Annotated in this window: 13 protein-coding genes; 12 read left to right on the top strand and 1 reads right to left on the bottom strand. The window is 58.2% G+C overall.

What is annotated here, in order from left to right:
• Window positions 1-13 precede the first annotated feature (13 nt).
• From recN to spoIIM, 10 genes are all read left to right on the top strand, one after another.
• Window positions 14-1,705: a DNA repair protein RecN gene (gene recN, locus GTO91_RS01710; protein ID WP_161253864.1), complete on the top strand. Its 1,692-nt coding sequence runs from the start codon at window positions 14-16 to the stop codon at window positions 1,703-1,705.
• A 359-nt stretch (window positions 1,706-2,064) separates the two neighbouring features.
• Window positions 2,065-3,414, top strand: a complete 1,350-nt coding sequence (gene spoIVB / locus GTO91_RS01705; protein ID WP_161253861.1) for a SpoIVB peptidase — start codon at window positions 2,065-2,067, stop codon at window positions 3,412-3,414.
• Between the two features lie 264 nt (window positions 3,415-3,678).
• Complete coding sequence (gene spo0A / locus GTO91_RS01700) at window positions 3,679-4,461, top strand: sporulation transcription factor Spo0A (protein WP_161253858.1); 783 nt, start codon at window positions 3,679-3,681, stop codon at window positions 4,459-4,461.
• Between the two features lie 272 nt (window positions 4,462-4,733).
• A complete protein-coding gene (locus GTO91_RS01695) occupies window positions 4,734-6,416 on the top strand; it encodes a methyl-accepting chemotaxis protein (protein ID WP_161253854.1) in 1,683 nt (560 codons plus the stop codon).
• Between the two features lie 138 nt (window positions 6,417-6,554).
• The gene (locus tag GTO91_RS01690) at window positions 6,555-7,088 is read left to right on the top strand and encodes a hypothetical protein (RefSeq protein WP_161253851.1); all 534 of its coding nucleotides are present in this window, start codon (window positions 6,555-6,557) and stop codon (window positions 7,086-7,088) included.
• 102 nt (window positions 7,089-7,190) lie between these two features.
• The gene (locus GTO91_RS01685; protein ID WP_161253848.1) at window positions 7,191-8,798 is read left to right on the top strand and encodes an HD domain-containing phosphohydrolase; all 1,608 of its coding nucleotides are present in this window, start codon (window positions 7,191-7,193) and stop codon (window positions 8,796-8,798) included.
• Window positions 8,795-9,910: a M20/M25/M40 family metallo-hydrolase gene (locus GTO91_RS01680; protein ID WP_161253846.1), complete on the top strand. Its 1,116-nt coding sequence runs from the start codon at window positions 8,795-8,797 to the stop codon at window positions 9,908-9,910. Before GTO91_RS01685 ends, GTO91_RS01680 begins: the two co-directional genes overlap by 4 nt.
• Window positions 9,911-9,943: 33 nt before the next feature.
• Window positions 9,944-10,492 carry an NUDIX domain-containing protein gene (locus tag GTO91_RS01675; RefSeq protein ID WP_161253843.1) on the top strand — a complete coding sequence of 183 codons (549 nt, stop codon included), beginning with the start codon at window positions 9,944-9,946 and terminating at the stop codon, window positions 10,490-10,492.
• Window positions 10,493-11,683 (top strand): endonuclease Q family protein, encoded by a 1,191-nt coding sequence (locus GTO91_RS01670; protein WP_161253840.1) that lies wholly within the window; start codon window positions 10,493-10,495, stop codon window positions 11,681-11,683.
• A gap of 395 nt (window positions 11,684-12,078) precedes the next feature.
• Window positions 12,079-12,711, top strand: coding sequence for a stage II sporulation protein M (spoIIM, locus tag GTO91_RS01665; protein WP_161253837.1), 633 nt, complete (start codon window positions 12,079-12,081; stop codon window positions 12,709-12,711).
• Between the two features lie 67 nt (window positions 12,712-12,778).
• Here the strand turns inward: spoIIM and GTO91_RS01660 are convergent, their stop codons facing one another.
• On the bottom strand, window positions 12,779-12,985 hold the full coding sequence (locus tag GTO91_RS01660; protein ID WP_161253834.1) for a hypothetical protein: 207 nt from the start codon (window positions 12,983-12,985) through the stop codon (window positions 12,779-12,781).
• Between the two features lie 104 nt (window positions 12,986-13,089).
• Between GTO91_RS01660 and GTO91_RS01655 the strand changes: the two genes are divergently transcribed.
• Window positions 13,090-13,332 (top strand): hypothetical protein, encoded by a 243-nt coding sequence (locus tag GTO91_RS01655; RefSeq protein ID WP_161253831.1) that lies wholly within the window; start codon window positions 13,090-13,092, stop codon window positions 13,330-13,332.
• Between the two features lie 48 nt (window positions 13,333-13,380).
• Window positions 13,381-13,863 (top strand): transcriptional regulator MntR, encoded by a 483-nt coding sequence (gene mntR, locus GTO91_RS01650; RefSeq protein WP_161253828.1) that lies wholly within the window; start codon window positions 13,381-13,383, stop codon window positions 13,861-13,863.
• Window positions 13,864-13,897 lie beyond the last annotated feature (34 nt).

The raw sequence follows: 13,897 nt of genomic DNA, 5'->3' as shown, positions 1-13,897 counted from the left end.
AGGGGGGAATGCAGTGCTTGAACGGCTGCGTGTGGAGAATTTCGCGCTGATCGAAGAGGCGGAATTGGAGTTGTCGCCGGGGATGAATCTCTTGACCGGCGAGACCGGCGCCGGCAAGTCGCTGGTCATCGACGCCGTGGGGCTGCTGATCGGCGGACGGGCCACGGCCGATGTGGTCCGCGCCGGCGCCGACAAAGCCCGCATGGAGGGGCTTTTCCGGCTGCCGGAAGGAGACGGCGGCAAATTGCGCCGGGAATTGGAGGAGCTGGGTGTCGAGGTCGAGGAGGACGACAGCCTGCTTTTGACGCGGGAGATCGCCCGGGGCGGCAAGAGCGTCTGCCGGATCAACGGCCGCAGCGCCCCGCTGTCCCTCTACCGGGAGGTGGGCGGTCGGCTGATCGACCTGCAAGGGCAGCATGAGCAGCAGTCGCTGATGAATCCGCGCAAGCACCGGGTACTCCTGGACAGGCTGGCTGGGAGCGACGGCGAGAAGGCGCTGGCGGCCGTGGAAGCGGCCTACCGGGCGCTCGACGCCGTTGAAAAGGAACGGGAGCGCCTGCAGCAGGGGGAGCGCGACCGGATCCAGCGCCAGGACATGCTTGCCTTCCAGGTGAAAGAGATCGACGGTGTCCAGTTGGTCGAGGGCGAGGAAGAGGAACTGGATCAGGAGCGCAAGCGCCTGCTGAACATGGAAAAGTTGATGGACAAGACCAACGCCGCCTACGATGCCCTTTTCGGCGGTCAGGCCGGCGGCGCTTTGGAACTGCTCGACCGGGCGCGGACCGCCGTCGAGGAAGCGGCCGCCTTTGACCCAGCCCTTTCCGCGCTGGTTCAGAACCTGGAGGCGGCCTACTACCAGGCGGAAGACGCCGCCGAGCGGCTGCGCGACTACCGGCAGGATCTGGAGTACCAGCCGGACCGTCTGGAAACGGTGGATGACCGCCTCGACGCGATCCGGCGGCTGAAGCGCAAATACGGCGGTTCGATCGGCGAAATCCTGGCCTACCGCGAAGAGATCGCCCGGGAACTGGAGGAACTGGAACACCGGGACGAACGGATCGCGGAACTGCAGGCCGAAGCGGAGCGGCGGCGGAAAACATACCAGGATGCGGCGGCGAAGCTGTCGGCGCTGCGCAAGAAAATGGCGGCCAAGTTGGAAACGTCTATGGCCAAAGAACTGGCTTTTCTCGGCATGAACCGGGCCAAGCTGGCCGTTCGCTTAGACGAGCGTCCCGAGCCTTCCGCCGCCGGCGCCGAAGAAGTGGAGTTTCTCTTCACGCCGAACCCAGGCGAACCGCCCAAGCCGCTGGCCAAGATCGCCTCCGGCGGCGAGACGGGGCGGATCCTGCTGGCCTTTAAGACACTTCTGGCTCGCGTGGAGGGCATCCCGTCGCTGATCTTCGATGAGATCGACGCCGGCATCGGCGGACAAGCCTTGCAGGCAGTGGCCCAGAAGATGGCCGAGGTGGCCGAAGCCGTCCAGGTGATCTGTGTCACCCATGCGCCTCAACTGGCCGCCTACGCCGACAACCATTTCCGGATCATGAAAACGGTTCGCGGCCAGCGGACGATTACCCGGATCGAGGCGCTGAACGAGGAGGAGCGGGTGAAGGAACTGGCGCGGATGCTGGGTGGAGATCGGGCCAGCACATTGACCCACAGCCATGCCCGTGAAATGTTCGCCCAGGCCAAGAAGAGTTCCTGAAACGAATCAGGTTCGAATCGAAGATAAGCCCCTTAGAGCGAACGAAATGACAAAAGTCACAGGAAAGTCGAAGAAAGTTTTCCAATAACGAAAATATTTTCTTTAAAACGGGGGCGGCCCCGCCGGAAGAAGGCGGGGCCGCTTTTTTCGCGCCTGTCGGCTGGTCGTCCTGGCAAGGGGATGACGGGATACCCAAGGGTTTTCGGCATACCCACGGCTTAGCGGGATACGGTCGGCTTATCGGGGAGAAAGTAGAGACGCCCCAATGAAAAAGCGCTCCAGAAACCGGGAGTGGATCGACGGGCGATGTCCATGCCGAAACGGCGACGCCCTGAAAAAATGACTTGAGGAGGTGGCGGATGGCAAGAGAACGGTTGAAACGGTGCATCGGTCTGCTCCTGGCCCTGTCCTTGATTGCCGGAAGCCTCACCGAGGAGGCGCTGAGCCTCTGGCTGACCCCATCGCGCTTGCGCACGACGGTCGGTGAGGAAATACCCATCAACAGCATGTTTCCCCAAAACATGTTGCGACATGTCTCCCTAGCATTACAGCGGTCACCGGAATGGACCCCTCACGAGTTTCCCGGCGCCATCCCCGTCACTCCGGCCAATGCAACCGAACAGCCTGGCCGGCTCGACATCAACCTGCGACTGTTGGGCTGGATTCCCCTGAAACACATCGTCGTCGACGTGCTTCCGCCGATGCAACTGCTGGCTGGCGGCCACTCCATCGGGGTGCTCCTGCACTCCCAGGGGGTGATCATCGTCGGACAGGCGCCCATTACCGATGAACAGGGCGCCAAACACTACCCTGGGAAGGATGCCGGTCTCCAGGTGGGCGACGTGATCCACAAGGTGAACGGCCAGCCCATCAAGAGCGACGCCGAACTGGCCCGCGCCATCGATGAGGCGGGCCGGGCAGGAAAAAAGCTGGAGATCGAGACCTCGCGCAACGGTCAGACGAACAAGGTCACCGTCGAACCAGTCCGCTGCGCCGAAACAAAGCGCTTTCGCGTGGGCCTCTATGTCCGTGACCGCGCTTCCGGCGTCGGCACGCTCACCTTCTTCGAGCCGAAGAGCAAAACCTACGGCGCCCTCGGGCATGTGATCAATGACGCCGATACGAACCAGCGTATCGATGTGGCCGAGGGGCGGATCATCCCGGCGCTGGTCAAATCGATTCAACAAGGCAAACGGGGCGCGCCGGGCGAGAAGGTCGGCGTCTTTCAGGAGGAGGATCCCCCTTTTACAGGCACCATCCAGCAAAATACCACCGTCGGCATCTTCGGCCGCCTGGAGGGCAAGCTGAACAACCCCCACTACCCCGACCCCCTGCCGATCGCCCTCTCGGCGCAGGTGCAGGAAGGTCCCGCCGAAATCATCACCGTTGTCGAAGGGGACCGCCTGGAACGGTTTCAGATCATCATCGACCGGGTGATGCCCCACCGCACTGACGGGAAAGGCATGGTCATCCGGGTCACCGACCCACGGTTGCTGAACATCACCGGCGGCATCATCCAGGGCATGAGCGGCAGCCCCATCGTCCAGAACGGAAAAATCGTCGGCGCTGTCACCCACGTCTTCATCAATAGCCCAAGCACAGGCTACGGGGTGCTCATCGAAAAGATGTTGGAGGAAGCAGGCTTGTGGAAACCGGGAAATCAACAGGTAGGTGCTCTGCCGAAAAGGCAGGGCATTCTTTCTTCATAAATTGTTGAGGTTATAATCGCCAAGATCCGCATCGATCTTCTGCGTTCTTGATTTTTTTCAGAGGCTTTTATTCAGATTCAAACGAGAATCAGATGAGTTCCCTCATTTTCCGAAAAACAATCACACAGACGTTCAATCGGCATGGTAATAAATGTCAAAATTAACCGTTTTATTGCGAACGATTTTACCGTTGGGTCAGAAGGATATCCAACCGGCTTGTCGAAAAGCTAAGTGCAGTGAAAATGCTGGGAGGCGGGACAAAAAATGTTAAAGAACATTCGATTGATTATCGCTGATGATAACAAAGAATTCTGTGATATTCTTCGAGACTACATATCTCAACAAGAAGACATGGAACTGGTCGGCGTGGCCAACAACGGCCAGGAAGCGCTGAAGCTGATTCAGCAGGAAGAGCCGGACCTGATCATCCTCGACATTATCATGCCCCATATGGACGGCATCGGCGTTCTGGAGTGTATGGTCAGCATGGCCTTGGCCAAGCGGCCACGGATCATCATCCTCACTGCCTTCGGTCAGGAATCAATGACCCAACGGGCGGTCCAGTTGGGGGCCGACTACTTTATCCTCAAACCCTTTGATCTGGAGATCCTCGGCAACCGGATCCGTCAACTCACCAACGGAAGCGCTCCTGCCAGCACCCCCCAACCCGCGCCGCCGCCCCTCATCCGTCCGCGCAACATGGACGTGGAAGTGACGAACATCATCCACCAGATGGGTGTGCCGGCCCACATCAAAGGGTACCAGTACCTTCGCGACGCCATACTGATGGTAATCAACGAGGTCAGCCTGCTTGGCGCCGTTACCAAGGAACTCTACCCGATGATCGCTCAGAAGTACACGACAACCCCCTCACGGGTGGAACGGGCAATCCGTCATGCTATCGAATTGGCCTGGGATCGGGGCAATGTGGAGATGATGTCCAAGTTCTTCGGGTACACCATCAATCTCGAACGGGGCAAGCCCACAAACTCCGAGTTCATCGCCATGGTGGCCGATAAGCTTCGGCTTGGGCAGAAGGTCGGGTAAGGCATCAACAGGGGCCTGTAGATTTTTTACTTACTTAGGCATTATTTCGTATTATTAAAATCTTTATGTAATAAAATCGAAAAAATTGCAGATTTTTTTACGATCAAGCGGGTCACAAAATTAGACCCGCTATTTTCATTTATAGACCGGCTTTGCACCTGACTTTGTGAAAAATGAAGAAGGAGAAAAAAATTCCACGGCGAATAAAAGATTTATCAAAGATTCGAAAAAGCTGACTAATCGGACATCATTGAGGGAGGTCTGCCGCCGCTATGTACAAACGACTGAAGTTGGCCCCAAAGTTCATCTTGGGTATGGTCCCTTTGCTGGTGGTGATGGCTGTCGCGATTACCATCTTGCCTGACTTATTCGTCAAAGCGGCCGAACACACCAAGATTCAGGAATCCAAAGCGATCGCAGAACGACAGGCCAATCTGCAGACCTTCCTGGCCAAACATATCACGGGAGAACGCCCTGAAGACCCCAATTTCACCATCAAATACACCTCTGACAAATACCGCAACGCCAAGGACGCTCCCGACGCTTGGGAAAAACAAATGCTCCAGAAGTATGTCCAAAACCCCAAACTGGCGGAATTCTCCGAGGTGCTCGACTCGAACGGCGCGCGCGTTTTGCGCTACAGCAAGCCGCTCTTTATCCAGGAGGCCTGTCTGGCTTGCCACGGCGAACCGAAAGGTCAGAAGGACCCTTTCGGACATGAGAAGGAAGGCTACAAGGTGGGCGAGTTCAGGGGCGCCATCAGCGTGGCGGCGACGATGGATGGGCTTTCCAAAGAGAAGGTCGCCCTGATCAACACGGCCGTCACCCTAGTTGCGTTATTGTTGACAGTGATCGTCATGTATATTATGGTGCAGAAGTTCATCGGCAGACCCCTTGAAGACATTGTTGTCTCTGTCAAGGGATTGTCCGAGGGTGACCTGACGACGCGGGTCAAAGACAACGGCAGCGCCGATGAGATCGGAGAACTGACCGCGCTGTTTAACCAGATGATTGAAAACCAGGCCAAAATGGTCGGCACCGTTCATAAAACGGCGGTGGAACTGGCCGCCTCCTTCGAAAAAATCGCCACATCGAGCGACCATGTGTCCAGAGCGGCCTCCGAGGTCGCCGACAACATCCAGCATGTGGCCCGCGACGCCAGCACCGGCAATGAATCGATCGCCGACGCGGCCCAGATGCTCCGTGATCTCTCGCAACTGATCGGCGCAGCCAAAGAGCAGGCCCTGGCAGCAGCGGAAAAATCGAGGTTGACATCACAGGCGGCTGAAACCGGCAAGGATACGATCAATGAAACCGTCGTCTGTATGGACAAAATTAAACATAAAACGATGGAGACAGAGGATCACATCGGCACCCTCAGCGAGTACTCTCAGCAGATCGGCATGATCACCGACACCATCACGAGCCTTGCGAACCAGACGAACCTGCTGGCGCTGAATGCGGCTATCGAGGCCGCCCGCGCCGGAGAGATGGGCAGGGGCTTCGCCGTCGTCGCCGATGAGGTGCGCAAGTTGGCAGAGCAGTCCAACCGGGGCGCCGGAGAAGTGGCCGCTCTCGTTCGAAAGATCGCTGAAAGCACCGCCGCAGCCGTGAAGGCGATGCAGCAGAGCCGCTCAGAGGTGGAGCAGGGCGCCTGCGTCGTCAACAAGGCGGGCGATGTCTTGGAGGACATCCTCAAGGCGGTTACCGATACGGTTCAAGATGTGGAGGCTATCGCCGCCATGACCGACCGGGAGGTGGATAACTCGACGCGAATGGTTGAGGTGATCCATTCTCTGCATCAGATAATCGAGAATACGGCTGCCAACGCCGAGGAGGTCGCAGCGTCAACAGAAGAGACTTCGGCGGCTATGGAGACGATCGCGAACAGCGCCGAAAAAGCCAATGCCATGGCCGAAGATTTGAAAAAGACAGTCAGCAGGTTCAAGATCTGATCACAAACGGAGATGATGAAGGCAACCGGGAATAAGCTCCCGGTTGCCTTTTTACAGGGGATTAATCTATGTTAACTTTGTTGTATAATGGAAGATGAATATCGGGGATTGTACATCCCCAGGCATGGAGTGAATCGGTTGGAAAGGCGATTGGCTGCGATCATAATCGTCCTTTGTTTTCTGCTCAGCGGGTGCGGTTACGGGGGAAAACCTGTCTCTCCTCCGGCGGAGAAGACAGGGAGCGCCGTTCGTTCCATCGACGGAGTGAGTGGAGATAGTGCGACGGCCAAACCGGAGGTTTCTCAGGAAGTGGAGAGGTTGCTGACTTATTTTTCCTTTATCGATCAGGTCATCGTTTTGATCGACAACCGCCTCGAACGGGATGTATCTCTCTACACCCACCGAGAAAATGCCCTCTGGTTTTCCGATGAACTGCTTCCACTGGTGCAGGACAGGAAAGACCGCCTTTTGCTGGAACTGGTTTCCCCAGAAACAGAGGGGAACCGGCAGTCTCTCGAAGCGCAACTGGACAGGACGGAAGCGGCAGTTCGCGCCTTTTCTGCAGCTTTTGCGCAAAAGGATGATGTCCTATACAGCCGGGCAAGTCAAATCCTGCAGACGTTGAAGCATGAACAGGGGCGGCTTGGAAGGGAATGGTCAAGCCTTAGATGAAGCAGCGCCGCAGAAAAGGGAAACGAGTACCAGACGGCGAAAGATCGTACGAAGGCACAGGGTTTGATCTTCCCCGGTATGGGGAGGGGGCGGGAGGTACATATGCGCGATAGGCATCCCGGATATTCCCTTTATGCGCTCCTCCGGGCCGGCGCAGTGACAGTTGCGCTGGTTTGGGCCGGTTTTCATCCCGATCCGGCGATTCGCCGGACACTGTACCAGTTGCTCTTGCTCTTCGCCTTCTACAGCGCAGGATTGTACGTCCTGTTCTACCGGATGCCTCGACAGATGAACAGGCTGTTTGCCAGCGCCACAGTGGTCGATCTCCTGAGTGTCACTGCTTTTATCTATCAGACGGGTGGGGAGTCGGACAACCTATTTTACCTCGCCTATATCCTGCTCGTCGCCGCCCGCAGTGTCCAGTTCGGATTACGCAGGGGGCTCATGACAGCAACCGCTGCCATCGTCCTCTTTTTTTCTGTCACCCTTCCGTCGCACAGCTACTGGGGCGATCTGTTCCTGCAAGGGAGCATGTTGTTGGCGACGGCCTTCATGGCCGGCAGCTTGGCCGATCACATGCGGCAGACCCACCGGGAACTGGAGCGGAAGGCTGACGAACTGACGGCGTTGACGGAAGTGACCCGCACGGTCAATTCATCGATCGAACTGCCGCAGGTCCTGCCCGCCGTGCTGGAACTGTCGGCCACGGTAATGAAGGTGGACGCCTGCGCCGTCCATATCCTCGACGAGCAAGGAAGTTTGCAGGCCGTCGCCAGCCAGGGTTTTCCGGCGCTCGAACAGGAGCGGCTGCCTGTCGATCAGTGCTTCATGGGGAAGGCGATCCGGACGGGCGCGCCTATCCTCTATTATGTGGAGCAACAGGCCGGCGACGCCTGTGAACCCTTTTTTCGCGACCAAGGTTTTGCCTGCGCCCTGTCAGCGCCACTCAACAGCGGCAGCCGGACGATGGGTGCCCTGACTGTCTTCGCCGCCGAATCGAATGTCTTTGCCTATGATGATATCGAACTGATCTGCGTGCTGGCGACGCAGGTGGGCAATGCCATTGAAAACGCCACCCTTTATAAAAAACAAAAAGATCTCTACCTGGCCGTGGTGCAAGCCTTTGTGGCGGCCATCGACGCCAAAGATTCCTATACGCGCGGTCATTCAGAGTATGTCCACCGATATGTCCGTCGCATCGCCGATCGAATGAACGTGCCGGATGATCAGTTGGAACGAATCGCTACCGCCGCCCTGTTGCATGATATTGGGAAGATCGGTGTGAACAGCAATATTCTGCGCAAACCGGGCGCGCTGAACGACGAGGAGTATGCCGAGATTAAGATGCATGTCACCATCGGCGAACAGATCATCTCCCAGGTCACCGATTTTCGCGATTTGGCCCCCATCGTGGCGGCCCATCACGAGTGGTATAATGGCAAGGGATATCCGGAGGGGTTGGCTGGCGAGGCGATCCCCCTCGGCGCCCGGATCATCGCCGTCGCGGACGCCTTTGAGGCGATGACGGCCAACCGCGTGTATCGCCGCGCAATGTCGAGGGAACGGGCGCTGGCGGAGATTAACCGGTGCAGCGGCGTTCAATTCGATCCTGCTGTAGTTGAAGTTTTTCTCCAACTAGCGGAAGAAGGAAAGCTGGATGAGCCGATTGAGGCGATAGAAAGTATAGAAGGGGAGCGTGTGGGATCTTGATCCAACGCGAACGCATTGTCAAGGAAGTCATGGAGCTCTGCGCCATCTCGTCGCCAGGCGGCGGAGAGCGGCAGATTGCCGACCGGTTGACAGCGACGCTGCGGGAGTTGGGAATGACGGTCGTTGAGGATGACGCCGGCGCAAAGATTCCCGGCAACGCCGGCAACCTCTATGCCCGGCTCGAGGGAACCGTTCCTGGCAAGGCGCTCTTTTTTAGCGCCCATATGGACACGGTCGTTCCCTGTGAGAACGTCCGTCCCGTCATTCGCAACGGGTCGATCTACTCCGATGGGACAACAGTGCTGGGCGGTGACGACAAGGCGGGGATCGCCGCCATCCTGGAGGCGTTGCGTGTGATCGTACAGACGGGAGAGCAGCGCCCCACCATTGAGGTGATCTTCTCTGTTCAGGAAGAGGGCGGTCTCAAAGGGGCCAAGGTCTTTGACACGAAGCGCCTGGAGTCGCCCATGGGCTATGTTCTGGACGCCAGCGGCCCCGTCGGCCATATCATCAACGCGGCGCCCTTTCAAAACAACATTGAAGCCATCCTTCACGGACGGACGGCCCATGCCGGTTTTTGCCCTGAGGAGGGGGTCAGCGCCATCAAAATCGCCTCCCGGGCGATCCATAAGATGAAACTGGGGCGGATCGAAGGGGAAACGACAGCCAATATCGGCACGATCAACGGCGGCACGGCGACGAACATTGTTCCCGAACGGGTTGTCATCGCCGGGGAGGCCCGCAGCATTGATGAAAAAAAACTGACCTTCCAGACGCGCCATATGGTTGACTGTTTTGAACAAGCCGCCCAGGAGTTGGGCGGAAGGGCCGAGGTTAAGGTGACGCGGGTCTATCCCGGGTACCGCCTCCATGAGTCCGATCCGGTGGTTGCCCTCGCCTTGAAGGCGGCTGGGGCCATGGGGCTGCAGCCCCGGCTGCAGCCGACAGGCGGCGGCGCTGACGCCAACATCTACAACGGCGCCGGATTGCCGACGGCCAACCTGGCCATCGGCATGGAGAAAGTGCATACGAAAGAGGAGTTTATCCCCATCGATGCGCTGTTGGGAAGCGCCCGCTTCGTGCTGGAGATCATCCGCCAGGCGGTAAAGTAAGCGTTTTATCGGTAAGTCTCGAAAGGAGAAGGCATGGAACACCTGAAAGAAAAGACCCTGGAAAGTGAGCGCATTTTTGACGGCAACTTCATCCGCCTGCGCAAGGATCGGGTCGTGCTTCCCAACGGCGCCACATCGACGCGGGAGGTGGTGGAACACCCCGGCGCGGCGGCCATCGTCCCCTTGACGCCGCGCAAGGAGGTCGTCCTGATTCGCCAGTGGCGACATCCGATCAAAGAGGTGTCCATCGAGATTCCGGCGGGAAAGCTCTCGGAAGATGAAGACCCTCTGGAGTGCGCCAAACGGGAACTGTCAGAAGAGACGGGCTTCTCGGCCCGCCGATGGGATCCGCTCATCCAGTTCTACGCCTCCCCCGGTTTTTGCGATGAGGAGATGCACCTGTTCATCGCCCGCGATCTCTACGTTTCCGATGGCCGCCCCGATGAGGATGAGTTCGTGGAGCCCCTGGTGGTTCCCCTCGAAGCGGCGCTGGAGATGATCGAGACGGGCGAGATCATGGACGCCAAGTCGATTATCGGTCTGCTGAAGGCGGCTCAATTTTTAGAGATGGAAAAGGCGTAAATGCACACCCTTTACGGCGATTTTCACGTCCACCTGGGCCGCTCCGCTGACGGGCGGCCCATTAAAATTACGGCGGCCAGGGGGCTGACCCTGGAAGCGGCCCTCCGGGAGGGGCAGCAGCGCAAGGGTCTCGATCTGATGGGCATTGTCGACGCCGCCTGTCCGCCTGTCCTGGCCGATCTGGAGCGCCTAATCGAAGCGGGAGAACTGGAGGAACTGGCCGGAGGCGGCTTCCGCTTTCGTGGCGGCCTCGTCTTTTTGGCCGGGGCGGAGGTGGAAACGGAGGAACTGCGTGGACCGGCCCATTTTCTCGCCTTCTTTCCCACGCTGGAGGCCTTGAAACACTTTTCGCGACGGCTGGCCGGCTGGGTGACCAACCCAAACCTGAGTTCTCAGCACTGCCGCTGCCGCGCCGCTGATATCCTGGAAGCGGTGACAGCCCTTGAAGGGGTCTTCCTGCCCGCCCACGCCTTTACACCCCACAAGGGTTTGTTCGGCCAGGGTGTCGATGACCTAGCAGAGGCCTTTACGGACCGGCAGATCGCGCAGATACCGGCGATGGAACTGGGACTGTCATCGGATACGGCGCTGGCCGACCGGATCCCCGGGTTGGGGAGCTTCACTTTTCTCTCCAATTCAGACGCCCACTCCCTGCCCAAAATCGCCCGCGAGTACAATGCATTGGAACTGGCGGAGGCGAATTTTCGCGAATGGGAGATGGCCCTCCGCCGCCGGGAGGGACGGCGGGTGGCCGCCAATTACGGCCTCGATCCCCGCCTGGGCAAGTATCACCGCAGCGCCTGCGCCCTTTGCGAGACCATCGCAGAGGTCCCGGCCCCCTTTTTCGGCCCTTGTGCCCGTTGCGGCGCCGCTCAGTTGACGCCGGGCGTGCTCGACCGCATCGAGTTGCTGGCCCAGCATGGCGACCGGCCGCTTTGTCCAAACCGGCCGCCCTATATCCACCAGGTTCCCCTCGAATTCCTCCCCGGCATCGGCCCAAAGGCGATGCAGCGGTTGCTCGACCGCTTCGGCACCGAGATGAATCTGCTCCACCGGGCAACCGATGAGGAGATCGCCGCTGCCGCTGGGCCGAAGCTGGCCAAGATCCTCCTCGCTCACCGCCGTGGAGACATCGACTGGGTCCACGGCGGCGGCGGACGCTTTGGCCGGGTGGCGGTTCGGAACGACTGACGCCCCGGTCTCGATAAGTGAGAAGCACCAAATAAAAAAGCTGACCTCGCTCGCTAGGAGGGTCAGCTTTTGTTTTTTATTTTTATCAATGTAGTGAAATGAAAAGAAAAGACCCCCGAACCAATACCGGTCGGGGGGAAGCGTAGGTGCTTCCAGATCCATAGGGAGTAATTTGATTGTAGCATCGTTCCCTTGTTTGTGCAAGAAAGAACTATCAAAAGCGAGCGGTGATGAGGCACCAAAATCATGATCATCGACGATGGAAGTCGGTGGGCCTAATCTCCGTCGAATAAAAAATGCAACCATAATTTGTAATGACCAGGCCCATGCAACCATAAGCATGAAATATCTTCGTATATTTCATATCTTCGTATGAGGAAGGAAGGCTGGCTAAGGTGGCGATCCTGTTCCAACGCGGCGCGATGGGTGGGGTGGGACAACGACATCTGCATGCCCATTGGGGTCTCTATGCGCTGGCCCTGGCGCTGATCGCCTGCGGAACCGCCACCGGCGCCCTATCGGCCAAGCACCTGCCGGCAGGCCAGGCAGAGGAAATGCAATCAAGGATTTTTCAAGCCTTCCAGGGGATTAAGGGAGGCGTCGATTATTATGCCCTTTTGCAACCGGCAGTGGCGCGCAACCTGGAGACACTCGGACTGATCCTCCTGCTTGGCTTGACGGTGCTGGGGATCCCGCTGATCGCCGCCTTTCTCTTTTTTCGCGGCTTTGTGCTTGGTTTCGCCGCCGGATTTTTGCTGTTGTCACGCCCGGTGGACGGTTGGTTCATCATTTTGCTCGCCCTGGCTCCGCCCAGCCTTGTCTTGTTGCCGGCTCTTGTTTTGTCGGGCGGGATGGCCTTGGCCTTCTCCCTCTGGCTGGTTCGGGGACGCCCCTATCGCGTCGTGCCCTTGCGTCGCGCCCTCTTCATGTATGCCGCTGCCGGCGCAGGGACATTGGTGTTGGGGGCCGGCGCGGGATTGATGGACGCCTACATAACACCGGGGCTGTTACGCCTGTTTTTGCTCTAAAACGACAAGACCACCGGAAAGCTTTCTTTCGCGGTGGCCGGGAAAGGGAAGGCAGGCGTGGGCAGGATCATTCCCCGGGGTAAATCTCCCAGGTAGGACGGATGCTTCCGTAGAGTCCTCTTTCGGCGCCAGTCATGTTCGGCTTGCCATAATCGGGCAGGTTTTGCTGCAACCCCTCGACAAACTGGGCGTTGTGTGTGGTGGCGGCCGTGGAGGAGGTGGCGGCGTTGGTGTTCGTCATCGAGCGGGCGACAATGTAACGGCGTCGGGCCATAAAAGTCCCTCCTTTCAACAGGTCGACTAAGGGTAGTTTGGCCTGGCAGCGCCGCGGCTACACGGAAACGGGAGAAAAGAAAAGCCTTGGAGGAGGTATTGAAGATGATGCTCGTGCTCGTCACGAAGGTGCGGCGCCGGATCCGGACGATCGTCCGGGTGCTGGTGGCGCTGCTTCTGCTGGGGCTGCTCGTGCCGCCCTTTTTGAATTACGCCGAACAGACGGCATCCACGACGCCGAAGGAGGAACGACCGACGGGACAGCCGCTGCGGGTAGAGCTACAGGAAACGCCGCTGATGGAACAGTTTGTGATGAAATGGAAGGAATGGACGGCAAAAAAGCCCTGAGAGGCAAGACCGGTCTGAGGGACAAAGCCTGCAAAAAGGGGTGGCGCCATGGCCGGTGATGAGTTTTTTACCTTTCGCGAGTACATGAAAAAAGAAGAGGATTGCCTCACGGCTTCGATGGAGGATTACCTGGAGATGATCTACCGGCTCTGTCAGGATCAAGGCTTCACACGCATCCACGACCTGGCGGCGGCGCTCAATGTGCAGCCGCCATCAGCGACCAAGATGGTCCAGAAACTGGCCGAGGCGCTCTGGGTGAAATACGAAAAGTACGGGATCATCGTGCTTACGGACAAAGGGCGGGAGACGGGGCGGTTTCTGCTGCGCCGGCACAACACGATCGAGCGCTTTCTGCGCCTCATCGGGTTGCCTGAAGAGGTGCTACAGGAGACGGAAAAGATAGAGCACACGGTCGGTGAAAAGACCTTGGTCTGTCTAACTGATTTCGTCGAATTTTTGAAAACCAGACCCGACATCATGCATGATTACGAACAATTTCGCCGCTTCCGGCGGGAAAAACAATCATTATAATTTATTTAAACAAAGGTTTTTCAAAATAGATGGC

Origin of the sequence: Heliomicrobium undosum (assembly GCF_009877425.1) — a bacterium.
GTDB classification, from domain to species: Bacteria; Bacillota; Desulfitobacteriia; order Heliobacteriales; family Heliobacteriaceae; genus Heliomicrobium; species Heliomicrobium undosum.
The sequence above is the reverse complement of the archived record's forward strand: the minus strand, read 5'-3'. Positions and strand labels throughout refer to the sequence as shown.